This window comes from Leptospira gomenensis (genome assembly GCF_004770155.1).
In the GTDB taxonomy this organism is placed as follows: domain Bacteria; phylum Spirochaetota; class Leptospiria; order Leptospirales; family Leptospiraceae; genus Leptospira; species Leptospira gomenensis.
Genome location: NZ_RQFA01000037.1, coordinates 237,501 through 253,530 on the forward strand (window position 1 = coordinate 237,501; position 16,030 = coordinate 253,530).

General features: G+C 46.7%; 19 protein-coding genes (1 of these 19 running past the window's edge). 7 read left to right on the forward strand and 12 right to left on the reverse strand.

Annotated elements, in window-relative coordinates; translation table 11 throughout:
• A protein-coding gene (locus EHQ17_RS09600; RefSeq protein ID WP_167881169.1) for a hypothetical protein crosses the window boundary here: on the reverse strand, positions 1–55 show its 5' portion. Its footprint begins 971 nt before the window's first position; only the first 55 of its 1,026 coding nucleotides appear in the window; it begins with the start codon at positions 53–55; the stop codon falls past the left edge of the window.
• 25 nt (positions 56–80) lie between these two features.
• Here EHQ17_RS09600 and EHQ17_RS09605 point away from each other — a divergent pair, with 25 nt between their 5' ends.
• Positions 81–1,079, forward strand: a complete 999-nt coding sequence (locus EHQ17_RS09605; protein ID WP_167881168.1) for a DMT family transporter — start codon at positions 81–83, stop codon at positions 1,077–1,079.
• Positions 1,080–1,137: 58 nt separating this feature from the next.
• Here the strand turns inward: EHQ17_RS09605 and EHQ17_RS09610 are convergent, their stop codons facing one another.
• The gene (locus tag EHQ17_RS09610; RefSeq protein WP_135590011.1) at positions 1,138–2,142 is read right to left on the reverse strand and encodes a hypothetical protein; all 1,005 of its coding nucleotides are present in this window, start codon (positions 2,140–2,142) and stop codon (positions 1,138–1,140) included.
• A 125-nt stretch (positions 2,143–2,267) separates the two neighbouring features.
• A complete protein-coding gene (locus EHQ17_RS09615; RefSeq protein WP_135590012.1) occupies positions 2,268–3,272 on the reverse strand; it encodes an alpha/beta hydrolase in 1,005 nt (334 codons plus the stop codon).
• Between the two features lie 86 nt (positions 3,273–3,358).
• Here EHQ17_RS09615 and EHQ17_RS09620 point away from each other — a divergent pair, with 86 nt between their 5' ends.
• Entirely contained in the window at positions 3,359–3,955 is a 597-nt protein-coding gene (locus EHQ17_RS09620) for a TetR/AcrR family transcriptional regulator (protein ID WP_135590013.1), read from the forward strand.
• 47 nt (positions 3,956–4,002) lie between these two features.
• On the opposite strand, the gene EHQ17_RS09625 is transcribed toward EHQ17_RS09620, so the two are convergent.
• Positions 4,003–4,692: an HAD-IA family hydrolase gene (locus EHQ17_RS09625; RefSeq protein ID WP_135590014.1), complete on the reverse strand. Its 690-nt coding sequence runs from the start codon at positions 4,690–4,692 to the stop codon at positions 4,003–4,005.
• Positions 4,689–4,970, reverse strand: coding sequence for a hypothetical protein (locus EHQ17_RS20155; protein WP_246057505.1), 282 nt, complete (start codon positions 4,968–4,970; stop codon positions 4,689–4,691). Before EHQ17_RS20155 ends, EHQ17_RS09625 begins: the two co-directional genes overlap by 4 nt.
• Here EHQ17_RS20155 and EHQ17_RS09630 point away from each other — a divergent pair.
• Positions 4,864–5,526 (forward strand): DJ-1/PfpI family protein, encoded by a 663-nt coding sequence (locus EHQ17_RS09630; RefSeq protein ID WP_246057503.1) that lies wholly within the window; start codon positions 4,864–4,866, stop codon positions 5,524–5,526. The two genes, EHQ17_RS20155 and EHQ17_RS09630, sit on opposite strands and share 107 nt — an antisense overlap.
• A 149-nt stretch (positions 5,527–5,675) precedes the next feature.
• On the opposite strand, the gene EHQ17_RS09635 is transcribed toward EHQ17_RS09630, so the two are convergent.
• Positions 5,676–6,887: a serine hydrolase domain-containing protein gene (locus tag EHQ17_RS09635; RefSeq protein WP_167881171.1), complete on the reverse strand. Its 1,212-nt coding sequence runs from the start codon at positions 6,885–6,887 to the stop codon at positions 5,676–5,678.
• A gap of 220 nt (positions 6,888–7,107) precedes the next feature.
• On the opposite strand from EHQ17_RS09635, the gene EHQ17_RS09640 reads away from it, so the two are divergent.
• Both EHQ17_RS09640 and cutA read left to right on the forward strand, forming a co-directional pair.
• Entirely contained in the window at positions 7,108–7,605 is a 498-nt protein-coding gene (locus tag EHQ17_RS09640; RefSeq protein WP_246057485.1) for an LIC_10730 family protein, read from the forward strand.
• A 162-nt stretch (positions 7,606–7,767) separates the two neighbouring features.
• Positions 7,768–8,100: a divalent-cation tolerance protein CutA gene (gene cutA, locus EHQ17_RS09645; protein WP_135590017.1), complete on the forward strand. Its 333-nt coding sequence runs from the start codon at positions 7,768–7,770 to the stop codon at positions 8,098–8,100.
• 22 nt (positions 8,101–8,122) lie between these two features.
• Here the strand turns inward: cutA and EHQ17_RS09650 are convergent, their stop codons facing one another.
• From EHQ17_RS09650 to EHQ17_RS09675, 6 genes are read right to left on the reverse strand one after another with little or no spacing between them, the layout of a single operon-like run.
• Positions 8,123–8,719, reverse strand: a complete 597-nt coding sequence (locus EHQ17_RS09650) for a rhomboid family intramembrane serine protease (RefSeq protein WP_135590018.1) — start codon at positions 8,717–8,719, stop codon at positions 8,123–8,125.
• Positions 8,720–8,737: 18 nt separating this feature from the next.
• Positions 8,738–10,747: an excinuclease ABC subunit UvrB gene (gene uvrB / locus EHQ17_RS09655; protein WP_135590019.1), complete on the reverse strand. Its 2,010-nt coding sequence runs from the start codon at positions 10,745–10,747 to the stop codon at positions 8,738–8,740.
• A 7-nt stretch (positions 10,748–10,754) separates the two neighbouring features.
• Positions 10,755–11,423 (reverse strand): ATP-binding protein, encoded by a 669-nt coding sequence (locus EHQ17_RS09660; protein WP_135590020.1) that lies wholly within the window; start codon positions 11,421–11,423, stop codon positions 10,755–10,757.
• Positions 11,424–11,468: 45 nt separating this feature from the next.
• Complete coding sequence (locus EHQ17_RS09665) at positions 11,469–11,930, reverse strand: tRNA (cytidine(34)-2'-O)-methyltransferase (RefSeq protein WP_135590021.1); 462 nt, start codon at positions 11,928–11,930, stop codon at positions 11,469–11,471.
• 24 nt (positions 11,931–11,954) lie between these two features.
• On the reverse strand, positions 11,955–13,142 hold the full coding sequence (locus tag EHQ17_RS09670) for a S1 RNA-binding domain-containing protein (protein WP_135590022.1): 1,188 nt from the start codon (positions 13,140–13,142) through the stop codon (positions 11,955–11,957).
• On the reverse strand, positions 13,139–14,545 hold the full coding sequence (locus EHQ17_RS09675; RefSeq protein WP_135590023.1) for a hypothetical protein: 1,407 nt from the start codon (positions 14,543–14,545) through the stop codon (positions 13,139–13,141). The genes EHQ17_RS09670 and EHQ17_RS09675 overlap by 4 nt, the downstream gene beginning before the upstream one ends.
• 2 nt (positions 14,546–14,547) lie before the next feature.
• Here EHQ17_RS09675 and EHQ17_RS09680 point away from each other — a divergent pair, with 2 nt between their 5' ends.
• Both EHQ17_RS09680 and EHQ17_RS09685 read left to right on the forward strand, forming a co-directional pair.
• Positions 14,548–15,234, forward strand: coding sequence for a histidine kinase (locus EHQ17_RS09680; protein ID WP_135590024.1), 687 nt, complete (start codon positions 14,548–14,550; stop codon positions 15,232–15,234).
• 8 nt (positions 15,235–15,242) lie between these two features.
• Positions 15,243–16,010 (forward strand): glycosyltransferase family 2 protein, encoded by a 768-nt coding sequence (locus EHQ17_RS09685; RefSeq protein WP_135590025.1) that lies wholly within the window; start codon positions 15,243–15,245, stop codon positions 16,008–16,010.
• The last annotated feature ends 20 nt before the right edge of the window (positions 16,011–16,030 follow it).

Sequence of the window (16,030 nt, forward strand, 5' to 3'; positions counted from 1 at the left end):
ATAAAGAAAGAAAAAGAATACGTGGATCCCGTTCGCCGATTGTATTTCGGATCATTCTTATCATTTCGGAAAGCCTCTTTGTGTTTGCTTTTTACATCTGTCTATCCGCGAATCGAAATTTTAGCAACTCGAATTCGTATAAATCCGACTTGCAGGGCAAACGTTATGCGTCGTTTTATAAACGGGGAGAAGGTATGGGACTATTTTGGGGTTTGATCGGAGTTTTTATTTTCAGCCTAACTTTGCCCGCCACGAAATTTACGGTGGGCTACTTGGATCCTATTTTCGTGGGATTAGGAAGAGCGGTCGTTGCGGGAACTCTTGCACTACTCACGTTATATGTCACCGGATCGCCGATCCTGCCGACTCGATTACTTCCACGTTTGCTAGTCGTCTCCTTAGGGGTGGTCGTCGGATTCCCGGTTTTTTCCGCGTATGCGATGCAATCCGTACCTTCTTCACACGGAGGAGTGATCACTGGAATCCTTCCTCTGGCAACCGCAGCCGCGGGAGTTTGGATCGCCAAAGAATCGCAGACGATTTTATTCTGGATCTCGGGCGCATTCGGTTCTACGTTAGTCGTGCTTTATTCTATTTGGAACGGAGAGATAGATTTAAAAACGGGGGATATATTCCTGCTTCTCGCCGTTTTGTCCGCTTCAATCGGTTACGCGGAAGGCGGAAGATTATCCAAAGAACACGGAGGATGGAAGGTAATTTCCTGGTCTCTCGTAATCTCTCTTCCGATTTCGGTTTTAGCGAGCGCGTTCACCTTTCCGACCGATTGGCTGCGGACGCCCGCTTCGGCTTGGATGGGATTTTTATATACGGCCGTATTTAGCATGTTCCTCGGTTTTTTCGCCTGGTACAAAGGACTCGCCATGAGCGGAATCGGGAAAGTCGGTCAGATCCAATTGATCCAGCCGTTTTTGACATTTCTATTCTCTTCGTTTTTGTTATCCGAAAGGATAGATTCCCTCACCCTGCTCGCCGGCTTCCTGGTCTCGACCACCATATTCATAGGAAGAATCCGCCTCCGTCCTTCCGGAAAAACGAAAAATCAAAAAGAAATCGAATAATATTTTTCTAATTTATAGTTATTTAATTTAAAATTCCATAATTTTATAAAAAATTCGATTAAGCCTCCGGCGTCAATCCGTGTGACGCATCCTCCGTCAGAATTTCGAACGCGGCCTTACCGGAGGAAAAAAGTTTCAGAAACGAAATGTCTTCCTTACGTTTTAGGGAAAGTTCCGCATCGGCGATCTTGCTGTTCAAACAATACTTCCAACCCCCGGGAGGATTCCGATATCGCAAACACGCGAAGTCGTCTCGTTTCGCACGGATCCGACCTTCTAATTGGATTTCCTCCGAGGAAGCCGAAAAACTCCAATCGAAGTAACCGTATTTTGCTCGGCCGAAACTTTTTAAGGGATGATTGAGTTTATAATCCTTACCGCGAAAACGTAAAACGATCGGCGTAATCGAGGGAGTCCAGAACGGACCGATCTTAAGATTGGCCGTAGCCAATTCCAAAAAAGAATCCGGTTCTCCGTCGAAACCGGCCACTTGTCCCCAAGCGTATCGATCCGTATGTTTGGAACCCCAGTTGTGGTTGTGACTCCCGGTCCAATCGGAAATCGAAACATTCATATCGCCTAACAAGAGTTTGCCGGAAATGCGGACCAGCGGATTGCCCACGAGAACCTTGGCCTTAGGAAAACCGCCTTCGTATAAATTCTCCGGAAAAAGGAACAAAGGCTCGTTTTCCCCGGAGAGTTTCAGGTCCCAGAAACAATCTTCCTTACCTTTCGTATTTCCCGCCTTTCCGATCAGATGCACATCCGAAAGAACCGAATCTCCGATTTTGACGGACAAAGGTTCGGCGCCGAACTCGCACACGTCGATGGGGAACTCAGATTTAGAAACCGAGTGCGCGTTTTTTTCACCGTCGAAATAGATCGCCCAAAGTTCTCCGATTGTGTTCTCCGGTTTTTCCCTAGGCGAAAAAATCGTATAACGGATCCAAACTGCTTTTCTTTCCGAAGGATGATTGCCACGCACGAACCAACTTTCGTAGTGTCCCCCACGACCCTCTCGCAGAAAGCGGGCTCGGTTATAATCGGATTTGATACGCGTCATAAAACCTTCTTTGTAATGGAAGCGAAACCGAATCCTAACGCCGAATAAAACGCGGATTTTTTCGCAGTGTTCCGTCTTCGATATACGAAGGAAGATTCTTCCTCAAGAAAAATTCCTCGCTGAACTTATTTTTTCGAACGTATAAATTTTCGTATTTCCTCTTTAAGAACGGACAAGCCGGGCTCTTCGTAAGGAAAATGTCCAGCGCCTTCGAGAAGAACCGCACGTTTCGGTCCGGCGATCTCGTCGAAAAACGGTTTGCTGATTTCGAACGGAGTCCAAGGATCGTTGCCTGGATGAAGAAGCAAAAGAGGACAAACCCGAAAGAAAGAAGGTTCAACTTTAGGTGAAAACTCGGAAGCGGTTCTAAGCCAACGAAACGTAACATGACTGCCTCCTGCATACGGATCCGTTTCGAAAACTTCTGAAAACTGCGGATCATTCGTGATCAAATTCATCTTACTCAAAAAACGGATCGGAATAGGCACGTCGTTTGTGGCGAAAGAAAACCAAGAAGTAAAAGGAATTCCTAATATTCTTAAAATGGGATGAATCGAAACGGCATTCTGCACCTCCGTTTTTCTAAGATCGGCGAGCGTGGTGACGATCAAACCGTCCACGTTTCCGTTTTCGGCGGCCGTTTGATAGGCGAGCATTCCGCCGATGCTAAGGCCGAAAAGAAAGATCCTTTTATCGGGTTCGCGTTCCGCTTCGATCAAGTCGCTTAACAAAAGAACCCATTCGGAATAATCCATCCGGAAATTCAAGGGCGTTTCCGTTAAACCGAAACCGGGAAGATCCGGGGCGACTACCTCGCATCCCGAATCGAAAGCGACCTTCGCCATCGGAGCGAGAACGCGTCCGTTTCCTCCCCCTCCGTGAATAACGATCACCTTACAACGCGAACCTGGATTGGGATAACGATCAAGATGAACGTTAAAGCCATTCCAAGCCCGATATTCTTCCGAAGGACTTTCGTTTTGTTTCAACTTCAGAGTGTCGGGTAAAAATTTACGATAGGATTCTAAAATCGTACCGTTTTTATCCGCATAAAAACCCCCTCGTTGCGGAGGAAAATCGCCGCAGGCGACGAAAAAGAAAATCGCCAAAAGAATCGTATTTAGTTTCATACCTACAAGTCCTTTTCCGAGGAGCGAATCGGTAATTCAAGAAATACGTTTTAGAATTTTCTAAATTATACAGGTGTCAAATTTCAATGTCCGAAAAGATCGAAAAAAATTATAAATCTCTGATAGAAAGTTTTCTCCGTCTTTTTATGACAAAGGATTATTCCGAGATAACTATAGGAGAAGTTTCCGACGCGGCCGGAATGACAAGGGCGAACTTTTACGGTTACTTTACCGGCAAGGAAGAATTGCTCTGGAAAACGTTTCGATACGTTTTTTTGGAATCGAGGGAAACGATCGAAGAAGTCGATCCTTTGACCCTATTGTCCGACGGAAAACCTCTCACGTTTTATCTTTTCGAAAACGTAAGTAAAAATCGGAATTTTTATCGGAAGATATTCCAACAATCGATTCCTTCGGAATTTCATTGTAAACTTCAGGATTTTCTTGCGGCGGAATCCTATCGCACGCACGTTTTTCTTCGCGAGAAATACGAAAACGGAACCTATCCGTACGAATTCGTTTCGCATTATCTTTCCGGCGCCGCTCTGGGCTTGATATCTCATCTGATTAGGAAGGAGTTGGATTGGAATTCGGAAACTCTTGGAGATTGGTTTACTTCCTTGGCCGCGCCGGGAATCGTTGCCGGATTTAAAAACGAAAATTCTTCGGAAGCGGAAAAATAATCATAAGATTAGAATATATCGATATATTCAAGAGTAACAGAACGGCATCATAAAAGCGGAATGAGCTCGGAAAGACTGCTAATATCCCCGTCTTCCCGTTTTAGATACGATCTCCATCCGAGACGTTTAGGAACCACGATATCGAATTCGTATTTATCGCCGCAGTATACGAGGGATTCTCCGGAAAGACCGACAAGACGCATCGCTTCTTCGAAAATTTTCGGAGAAGGCTTTTCATATCCGAATTCGGCGCTCACTATTACAGGATTAAAATATTCTAATATTTTCTTGGCTTCGAGAAGGGATCGAAGACGATGATCCCAGTTGGAAATGACTCCGAGCCCCCATCCGTTTTTTTCGCAATAGTCTCGTAGTTCCCAAAAACCGGGATCGATATCCCAAAGTTCCGGGTCCGCAAATCTGTGATAGATGATCGGAAACGCATCCTCCAAAGAAACCGGCTCGGGTATGCGGCTCAAAAAGTCGGAAAGAAGTTCTTTCCACCAGCCCGGAGTCCCTCCCGGGTGATGTTGATACTTATCCTTATTATCGGGAGGAGCGTTCCCATTCATACGATCCCAGGACGCCGAAAAAGCCTTACGATAGGCGCCGTCTTCGTTAGCTTCCTTTTTGAATCCGGCTTCCCGAAGGATTTCCGAATACGTTTCTCCCGCGGCGCGTTTCAAATGAAGAATGGTGTCGCCCACGTCTAAAAATAAATATCGATCCACGTTCACGGACTCAGTTTTTTATACCCGTACGTTTTTGCACCTAGGTTTCGACTCCCGGTTCCTGCTTCCTTCTCCGGATCGTTCGTTCTTTCGGAATAAAAATGACTTGTAAGTTTCGAAATAAAATGACAGACTCTTCCGGCCATGTCCGATTCATCTTTTTCCATAGGAATTTTCATTTTTCCCGGAGTCACCCAACTCGATTTCACCGGTCCGTTCGAAGTTTTTTCCAGAATTCCCAAAGCCAAAGTTTTTCTTTTTGCACAGAACACGGATCCGATCATGACCGAGTCCGGAATGAAATTTCTTCCCGACTACGATTTTAAACGTTGTCCTAAACTCGATATACTTTTGGTTCCCGGGGGCTCGGGCACGACTCACCTGATGGAAGATCAGGAAGTCCTGCAATTTCTTCGAAAAAAAGCGGAGGATTCGCGGTATGTCACTTCGGTTTGTACGGGTTCTTTGGTGCTCGCCGCGGCCGGACTTTTGGACGGATATAAGGCGACGACCCATTGGTTATCTTTGGATGTATTAAAATTATTTCCCGTTCAGATCTCGGGAGAACGTTTCGTCAAGGATCGAAATCGGATCACGGGGGGCGGAGTTACGGCGGGAATCGACTTTGCGCTTTTTTTGACGGCGGAATTTTTCGGTAAGGAACAAGCGGAGGAGATCCAACTGATGATCGAATACAATCCGGCTCCGCCCTTCACCTCCGGTCATCCGACCACGGCGACCTCTCAACTTGTGGAAAAAGTGAAAAGTAGTCGGGAAACAGCACAAAACAGAAGAAAGGCGGCTGCCATTCGAGTGTTAGGATCGAAAGCGAGGGTATAACGCAGTCAAACCGACGAATCCGAATCGACCGATTCGTTCCCGGAAGCCGGCGCCTCTGGTGCTCGCCGGGCCGGACCGCGGGGTTTAAAACGTCGGAACTCAAAAGTGCCGTGCGAGCGGCGCGGATTGTAGGAACTCCCCGGAACCGATCAAGGACGGGAAACGATCAGATGCGGTTCGTCCAAATCCTTCCAAAGAGCCGAGTTCCCGATCGTCACCGAAACCTCTTGTAGTTCGTGTAGGAATTCCGACTCTTTCTCCGGATTTTTTTTCCTGTCCTTGGAAACCAACGATTCCTGAACGCTCGCTAAAATTTTATCCAACAAAAAATGAATCGGCTTATCCCAGATCGCCGCAGTTACGACGATCACCATTCTACGATGGGGAATCACGTACACGAACTGACTTCCTTTACCGTTGGCCATAAACGTTTTTTTGCCTTCGAACTGATGCGTCCAAAGTTGATATCCGTAATTCTGCGTAGCGCCTGGACGAATCGCTTGACGAATCCAATCGGGTTTAACGATTTTTTTACCTCGAAACGTTCCATTGTCCAGATAAAGAACCCCCAACTTCAACATATCGATCGGACGAAGACGAAGACCGAACCCCGCGGTTTGTCTTCCGGACGGAGACGTATACCATTCATAACCTTCGAAACCGAGCCATTCAAAAAGCGTCTTTTCCGCGAACTTGAGTAAGGTGGTTCCGGACTTATTCTCCAAAACCGCGGCGGCAAGTTGCGAATCTCCGTTGCTGTAATCGAATTTCGTTCCCGGTTTATCCTTTACCTCCGGAAGAAGCGCGATTACGAGCGGATCCTCCGCGGTGCGGATATCGTCGCGTTCGGGGAATTCCGACCAACGCATTCCGGAAGCCATATGAAGAACGTCGCGCAACCGCAACGACTCCTTCCCTTCCAAAAGTGGAAACGGAAGATTGCCGAGGGAACGCAACGAATCCATCACCGGCTCGTCCACCGTTTTCAAAACACCTTCGAAGTTGAGAATTCCGAGCAACGTGGAAGTCACCGTTTTCGTGACGGAATAAACGCTGTGATTGTGGTTTCGAGTCACTCCGCCCGCATAACGTTCCATCGCCAACTTGCCGTCTTTTAGGATCAAAAGCGAACGAACTTCGATTCCTTCTTCTCGAATCGACTTTGAAAGTTTGGTCAAAGGCGTCGAATCCAGACCGACTTCTTCCGGAAGAACGACGGGAAATCCGGCAAACGGAGTTCGATCCAATTGTTTCGGAACGGAACGTCTCGCCACACTTTTTAAAACGACTTCCCCTTCCGAACCGGCGGACGCACAGGACAGAACGAACACGAGCCAAAGCGGAAAAAGCCAAATTCTCATCTTGGAATTCAGTCTTTTCTTAAGGATCGTGAAATCGATTCTTTTTCCGACCGGTTCCGAGTTTTTGAAATTTATTTCCATAAGAAAGATCTCATAGATTCATTTTATAAAAGAGATATAAACTCGGAAAAATTTTGACGGGTTTCTTTCTTTTTTTGACTGTTTTTTACGGAATAGTAGAATACATTCAAGGGAGGGCGAAGGTCCGACACTCGACAAAATGAACCGTTCCCAATTGATTCCGATTCTATTTTTGACGGTCGCGACGGTGTTGCAAATCACGACGACCGCTTGTATCTTTCGGGTGGATTGGGGCGATGCTCCCAAAAACGTCAAAAAAACTCGTTCTCCGGACGCGTATCCTCGGGCAGAAGATGCAAATTTAACGCAGTATGAACGGGACAAACGGAATCGGGAAAATAAAAAGTCGGAACTCCACGCGAATTCGGGGGGAATGGAATTGGTCCATCAGGGAGAAACGAATCGTTCCTTTGAAAAACTCTGCACCCAGCTCCTTTCGAAATGTCAAGCGAATTGTATGGAAGAATGGTATCCGTATACTTCTATTTTTGTTCCGACCATCGCGTATCGATATGCGAAACAGCTACAGTGCATGGATCGCTGCAATCAATTCTGCAATGTTCCTATGCCGAGTCGAATTCTTTCGGGAGAGACCAGGACCACTCCTACCGTTCCCGCCTCGCAAAACTATTACTGAGGAGTTCCTACGTAAGAAGTCCGCCTAACACTCCTCTGACGAAGCCCTACCGAACTACAACGGAGCAGTTCCTACAAAAGACTTCCATCTTTCTCCTCTTCTATAAGAAAATTTCTTGCCATGTTATACAATGAGTCCATTGTTTTCCTTCCGGAGACGAACATGGCAGATTCCAATGAAATCATCGTATTTACGACCTTAAGCGATCGCGATCTCGCAGAAATTCAAATTTCCGAAATGTTACAGGACGGAATCATCATATCGGGAACGATCTTCCCCGAAGTCACTCTGATGTATCAATGGGACGGGAAAATCGCGATGGATACGGAAAACAAAATCATGATCAAAGCCAGATCCGATCAATACCCGAAAATCGAGGAATATATCATGAAACACCATCCGTATCTCGCTCCGGAAATCATCAAAATGGACGTGAGTTTCGGATCGGAAAACTATCGCAAGTTCATCAAAAACAAAATCGACAAAGCAGGCTGACAAGCCTCCGAAAAACGAAAAACTATTCGCCCCCGAAAATTCTCCCCAAAACACGTCTCAAAATTTCCGGATCGAGCAAAAGGGCGAATGCAACGCCGCATAACGCACCCCAAAGATGTGCGTCGTGGTTGATTCCGCTTCCTTCCGAATTTTTGGACGCATAAAACGTATACAACAGATATAAAACCGCGTAAAGGACTCCCGGAATAGGAATCGGAATAAACATCATATACAAGGACATTCCAGGATAAAACAGGATCGTGGCGAACAAAACTCCGCAAACGCCGCCGGAAGCGCCTAACGTTCTGTAATACGGGTTATCAATATTTTTTCTCCATGAAATGGCGCTCGTAATCAGAATCGTCCCGAGATAAAAAAGTAAAAAGCGAATCGGACCGACCGTATATTCCAAATTTCTACCGAAGGAATAGAAAGCGATCATATTGAACAGAAGGTGCATCCAGTCCGCGTGGATAAAACCGGAAGTCAACAGGGTGTAATAATTTTTATCCCGATTCAAACGATACGGAGTCAGGATGAATTTATAGAGTTTATCCTCCGAAGAAAAAGCCCAAATACTCAAGCCCGCGGTCAACAAAACTATCAATAACGTAATCAAATCGAATATCCTTGGATTCTATTTATCGTTCGGGACGGAACCGGTTTCGTCGGTAACGATAGACATCATCTTATCCCGTAAAATGGCCGCCCTTTCGAAATCCAAATCTTTGGCGGCTTTCATCATCTCTTCGCGGAGTTTGTCCCTGAGCTGCTCTTTATTCGCGAACTTCTTAGGATTGAATTTTTTCTCCACGTCTTCCAAAATCAAATCTTCGGAAGTCTGTTCCTTTTCTTCCCGTTCGATGATGTCCGCCACTTCTTTTTTGATGGTCTGCGGAGATATGCCGAACTTCTCGTTATGCGCGGACTGTATCGCCCTTCTGCGTTCGGTTTCTTCGATCGCCGACTTCATAGAATCGGTGATTTTGTCCGCATAAAGAATCGCGGCTCCGTTCACGTTCCTCGCCGCGCGACCGATCGTCTGTATAAGAGATTTATAATTTCTTAAAAAACCTTCCTTGTCCGCGTCCAAAATCGCGACGAGAGAAACCTCCGGAATATCCAAACCTTCCCGAAGAAGATTGATCCCGATCAAAACGTCGTAGATCCCTTTGCGGAGATCGCGAATGATCGCCACACGATCCAACGTTTCCACTTCCGAATGAAGATACGCGACTTTCAAACCGATCTCTTCGTAATAGTCGGTAAGGTCCTCCGACATTTTTTTCGTGAGCGTAGTGACGAGAACCCGTTCTCCCGCGTCGATACGTTTACGAATTTCCACCAAAAGATCTTCGATCTGATTTTTCGTGGGTCGCACTTCCACGATCGGATCCAAAAGTCCGGTCGGACGGATGATTTGTTCCACCTTACGCAAACTTTTTTCCAATTCGTATTCGGCCGGGGTCGCGGAAACATACAACGTTCTCGGAGTAAGCGCTTCGAATTCGCCGAAGTTGAGCGGCCTGTTGTCCAAGGCGCTCGGCAAACGAAAACCGAAATCGACTAACGTCTGTTTGCGGGCCTTATCCCCCGCGAACATTCCCCCGATCTGGGGAATCGTAGTATGAGATTCGTCCACGATCAGAAGAAAATCCCCCCGAAAATAATCGATCAGACAAGCCGGGCGTTCTCCCGCTTTTCTGCCCGTAAGATGTCTCGAATAATTTTCGATTCCGTTGCAATAACCCATCTCCTGCAGCATTTCCAGATCGTAGTTCGTTCTGGAAAGGATCCGTTCCGCCTCGAGAAGTTTTCCGTTCTTCCGAAAAAAATCGACCTGCGCTTCCACCTCCGCGCGGATATTCTCCACGGCTTCCTTAACCTTCGGCCCGGAAGTGATGAAGTGTTTGGCGGGATATATATAAGCTCTTTCTAATTTAAGAATCGTTTGTGCTGTGATCGGATTGATTCTGCTGATCGAATCGATCTCGTCTCCGAAAAATTCGATTCGGATTCCGTCGGTATGATACGCCGGATAAATTTCGATCGAATCGCCTCGGACTCGGAAATTCCCCCTCGAGAAGTCTATGTCGTTCCGATTGTATTGGATATGAAGCAGTTTGCGAATCACCGCGTCGCGTTCGATCGTGTCCCCTACTTTTAGGGAAACCACGGAATTTGTGTATTCCTCCGGAGAACCCAAACCGTAGATACAGGAAACCGAACTTACGATTACGACGTCGTCCCGTTCCAAAAGGGAAGAAGTCGCACGAAGACGCAATTTGTCTATCTCGTCGTTGATCGAGCTGTCCTTTTCGATGAACGTATCGGAAGAAGGAACGTACGCTTCCGGCTGATAATAATCGTAATACGATACGAAGTATTCCACGGCGTTTTCCGGAAAAAATTCCTTGAATTCCCGGAAAAGCTGAGCCGCCAAAGTCTTGTTATGCGAAAGCACCAGAGTGGGGAGGCCGAGTTTTTGTATGACCTGGGCCATCGTGAAGGTTTTTCCGGAGCCGGTCACTCCGATCAAAGTAACTTTTTGTTCGCCTTTCAGAAACGAGGAAGCGATCTGATCGATCGCGTTGACCTGATCGCCGGCGGGTGAATACGCGGAATGAATCTTAAAAATTGCGGACATAAAGAAGTTAGGAGATTTTTTTCTTAGCGGTGAACTGCGCCTGTTTTCTTCCTTCGAGAATTTCCAGATCCAATTCGTCGAATAACTTCTGCATTACCATCATACCGCGCATCAACGTCGCGGTGGACGAGAATTTTCCGCGTTCAATATCCTGTTCGAGATTGAGTTCCTTCAGATTGTTGACCATCTTGATGGAAAAGATCTGACTGCGATCGATCGAATATTCCACTTCCACTTCGGTGCCGTCCCCGTATTTCACGGCGTTTTCCACCGCTTCGAGCGTTCCGATACAAAGATCCATGACGATCTCTTCCGGAGTATCTTGGCTTTTCAGAAAAAATTCCAGTCTGCTTCGAACGTATTGCATCGATTGAAACTCGATCTTGCCGAGAAGAACGTAATTGTCCTTGGCGGGAAATTTTTTTCCGGCGATTTGATCCGGATGAATGTGGAATTCTTTTTGATTGAACTTGCTCTGTTTCGCATAACCGGAAGCGGAGAGGGACTCCAGAATTTCGGTTATCGTGGAAGTTTCGACATCGGGCTCGTCCTTGAATTTACGGAGAGTTTCCATACGGATCCAAGCGAAAAAATCGGCCGCGGCTCCGGTCAACCCTTGCGAAAGCATCGACTGAATCTGCTTTTCGATTTCATCGCGGTTGAGATGGAAGCTCATACTTTATCCATTGAGATGCGTAATTCAGAACGTGTAAATCCGTTTTTACCAGGAGCGGATTTGACGCATCGCCTCGTAGGAAATCACCGCCACCGAATTGCTCAGATTCAGACAACGGGAGGAATCTTCCATCGGAATTTTTAAGATCCGCTCCGCATTCCAGGATTTTTTCATTTCTTCCGGAACGCCCGAAGTTTCGCTTCCGAAAAGAAAAGCGTCACCGTCCTTATAACGCACCGAAGTATACGACCTGGATCCGTAAATCGAAACGAGATACAGATCCGAATCGGAAGGTAACGCAGCTTTATAATCTTCTAAAGAAGAATGTTGTGAAATTCTGACCTTATCCCAATAGTCCAAACCCGCCCTTCGGGCGGCCTTTTCCGAAAGATCGAAAGCCGCTTGACCGACGATATGAAGTTCCGCGCCGAGAGCTACGCAGAGTCTGGCGATATTACCGGTGTTCGGAGGAATTTCGGGGCGATACAAACCTATGTGCAACGACATCGACAGTTCAGAACTCGGTCCGTTTTATTTTCTCTTTTTCGAGGAATGTTTTTCCTCTTTGGAGGAATTTTTGTTTTTGTTGAGCGAATTCTGAAGAAGCGCGCCGAAAGAACTCGTGGAGCCGTTCGAATCCGTACTTAGGTAACCGCTGTAATCCAAACGTTCCTGAATTTCTTTCGCCTTTTGAATCGAAAGCGAAATTTGTTTTCGTTCCGGATTTACTTCCATCACGAAAACTTCTACCGCGTCTCCCGGTTTGAAACTTTGATTGAGGGGAATCCGATTCGGAATACCGGTTTCCCTACCCGGCACGAGACCGTTGAAGTGATCGTCCAGCTTTACGAAAAGTCCGAACGGTTTTAAGGAATCGATCGTACCTTTCACGATATCACCTTCCTTAAACGGAACCGTCTGCGCCCAAGGGTCCTTTAGAAAATCCTTAACCGTTAATGCGAACTTCTGATTCTCCCAATCGATTCGAAGGACCCGCGCTCGCAACGTTTGACCGACTTGGAATTCCTTATCCAAGTCAGGATTTTTTTTATAGGTGGCTTCCGAAATCGGAATCAACGCCGAAAGACCGTCCATCTCCACGATCAGACCGAAGTTCTGGATGGACTTGACCTTACAGGTAACGAACATCCCCTCTTTGAGTTCCTGTTTGAGAACTCCCAACTTCGCTTCCTTGGCACGATCGGAAATTCTTTTTTGGGAAACCACGTGTTTCCCTCTCGTTCCGACGTCCTGTATGAGAAACTTGACTCGTTTACCTACCAATCCCGATTTTTTGAACTCAGGATCGATTTGTGAAAAAGGACAGAACGCGGCGAACTCTCCCATCCTGACTTCCGCTCCGGATTCTCCCTCGGAGATAAACTGTCCTAGGACCGGGATCTCCGCTCGTTTAGCAATTTCTAATAAATCTTTATTTAATATATCAGGATTCAAACAGGTCGTAAAATGGATGTCTCCGTGATCCTCCCTTAGAAAATACGCTTCGATTTCCTCGCCCGGATTCGGAAGCGCGGAATCCGCGAATTCTTCGGAGGAAATGATCCCCTGCAAGTTACCTTCTTTAGCCGTCACAAAGACGAAATCCTTTTTGGCGGCGTTTACGACCGCCGCAACTTTGGTTCCCGCTTCCATAGCGCGTTTCTTTTTAAAGGAAGCGTCTAACATCTTTTCGAAGAGTTCTTTTTCGGATTCTTTCATTTTTTTCCCCTTTTTTTTTGTCTGGAAGTCGGTTCTCTTTTTTCGGGCGGAAAGGAAATCTCTCCGGCGACGACCTTGCGGAGGGATTTCAAATTCTTCAAATCGACGAGAGGATCTTCCGTAAAAACGTTAATGAATGCCGGTTTGCCTTCTCTGATTTTTCCTTCGTGTGGAGCCCCCAGGAAAGAGCAGGTGGATTCGGTCGCGATGCGGATCGTTTCTTCGTTGCCTAGAACCGAAGAAAGAAGTTCCATTTCCTTCCAACCTCCGATTCCGGGATGAACGTGGAGATAACCGGTCCCGGACGCGAGGAGAATTCCCTGACTGAGATTCTTTTGTCTTTTTAGGAACGCGAGATAGGATTTGAATTCCGCCTCGGCGGCGTTTCGTTCCTCTTCCTTCAAGTTGGAAAGTTTTCCGGCGAACTCCGGCTCCGGCGCGATATTTTTGGAAAAGTAGGAACTCCAATCCTTCAGAGCCGCCAGATCCGTTTCCCACTCGGGAGTTCCCGCAAGTTTCTGATAATAATAGACGGACAACATCGGCCCCCAATTCAGGTTTCGAAAAATTCCCGGAGCCACTCTTCCCGAAATCGAATCCGGAATCGGATGAAACAACGTGGGAACTCCCGCGTTGATTCCTTCGAGAATACTGAACTCGTCCCCGAACGCGGATAACGCGAGGGTGACCCCGGCCCCGTCGGCGGCCTTCTTCAACTGATAAAGAAACGGCCCGTCGAAAACGAAGGATTCTCCGTCTTGAAATCTCGAAAAAAGATGCAGAGGAGAATCGGCGTTCTTTTTAAACTTAGACAACGCGTCCTGCGAAGAACGAATCACTTGATAACCGGGAAGGTTTCCTAAATTTTTCGTTTCCGAACTTTCGGCGATCCAAGGAGCGGAAGACTTTCTTATCCAAGGAGCATACTTACCGGCCTTCTGCGCGTCTTTCCACAACGTCCCCACCCACGTAGGATCTCCCACCGAAAACACGGAAGAAAAACCGTGCGCCAAAAAGGATTGAAAGGAAAGATAAACGCCGGCCCGATCCTTTTGACCGCCGAGAGAATCCGCGGAAAGAGTGACGTTCGCGTCGCAAAACCCCGGAAGCGCAAACGAAACTTTCCCCGAAAACGAATTCGCTTTTTTGATAGAAACGATTCGACCGTCTTCGATTCGAATCTCGGAAACGTCGGAATATTCTTTTTTACCGGGAAGCAGATAACGCACACCGTTTAGGGTCAAACTCTCCGCTTGAATCGACTCGAATACAAACGATAGAATGAAACAAAACGCAAACGGCTTAAAAACGAAACGAACGAGTTTGTAATGGGAAAGACGCTTCTTTTTTCCCTTTCTAAAAATCACTCTCTTGACAAACGAAACAGATTCAGGAATGTTCATGGATGATGGGGCAGGAAATCCGAGATATATCCGACAATATCCGGTTAACGATCGAGAACGGAAAAATCCTGTCTCTAAAAACCCATAGGATGACTCATTCTGTCGAAGAGCATATCCAAGAGGCAGTCGGACTGATTCTGGATAAGGTGACTCATCCTACTCTCGTTCCTACGGTTTATACAATAATAAAAGAGTTGGCAATCAACGCCTGCAAAGCAAACCAAAAAAGGATTTTTTTCGAAGAAAAAGGTCTGGATCTCAATAATGCCTCCGATTACGAAACCGGCGTGCGGGAATATAAGAAAATATTCAGCGAAGCGATGTCCGAACGTTACGGAAAAAAGGCGAAGAAAGAAGGTTATTACTGTCTGATCAGTTTTTATTATTCCTTCGACGGAATTCGGATCGAAGTGATCAACAACGCCCCCGTAACATCCCAGGAGGAAAAATCCCTTCGGGAAAAATTGGAAAAGGGGATGCGCTACAATGATATCGCGCAGTTTTATTTGGACAACGCGGACAACACGGAAGGCGCAGGGATCGGACTCGCACTCATACTCATCATGTTGAAAGGGGAAGGAATCGATCCTTCCTACTTTCGGATCATCATCCGCGAGGACGTCACCATCGCGAGATTGGAAATTCCACTCACTCCGGACTTTCAAAGCATTCGAAAAATCAAACCGTAAAAACCTAGATGCCACTTCCCCTATCCGTTTGTATCATCACCCTCAACGAAGAAGACAATTTGGAGCGTTGTCTCAAACCCTTGGACTTCGCGTCCGAAATCGTAATCGTGGACTCCGGTTCCAAGGATAAAACCGTGGAAATCGCGAAACGATACAAGGCGAAAGTTCACGAGCGCCAATTCGACGACTATGTAAGCCAGAAGAATCACGCTTTGTCCCTCGTCAAAAATCGATGGGTTCTCACACTCGACGCGGACGAGGAAGTATCTCCGGAACTCAAACTTGAAATCGAAGAATTGTTCCGGAACGGAGAACCGTCCGCAGACGGATATTCCACTCCCCGCTTGACGTGGTATCTGGGTAAATGGATCCGCCACGGAGGCTGGTATCCCAACCGGAGAATCCGTCTGTTTCAAAAGTCCAAAGGCGAATTCGGAGGAGGCCTGGTCCACGAAACCGTTCAACTCCGAGGCATATGCAAAAAATTGAATGCGCCGGTATATCACTATTCTTATAAAAACATCGGGGATCATATTCGTTTCATCAACGCGTATTCGGAATTGACCGCCCAGGAAAAATACAAGGCTGGGAAAACGAGCGGATTATTCCACGCGTTTTGGGAAGGATTCTACAAGGCTTTTTGGATGTATACGATCCGTTTTGGATTTTTGGACGGGAAGCAGGGATTCATCCTTGCGATTTTCGGATTCTATTATAACTTTCTAAAATATATCAAGTTGTACGAGATGAATCGGAAAGATAAAAAGCGGGACTAATCGTCTGCGTGGAGCTTGTA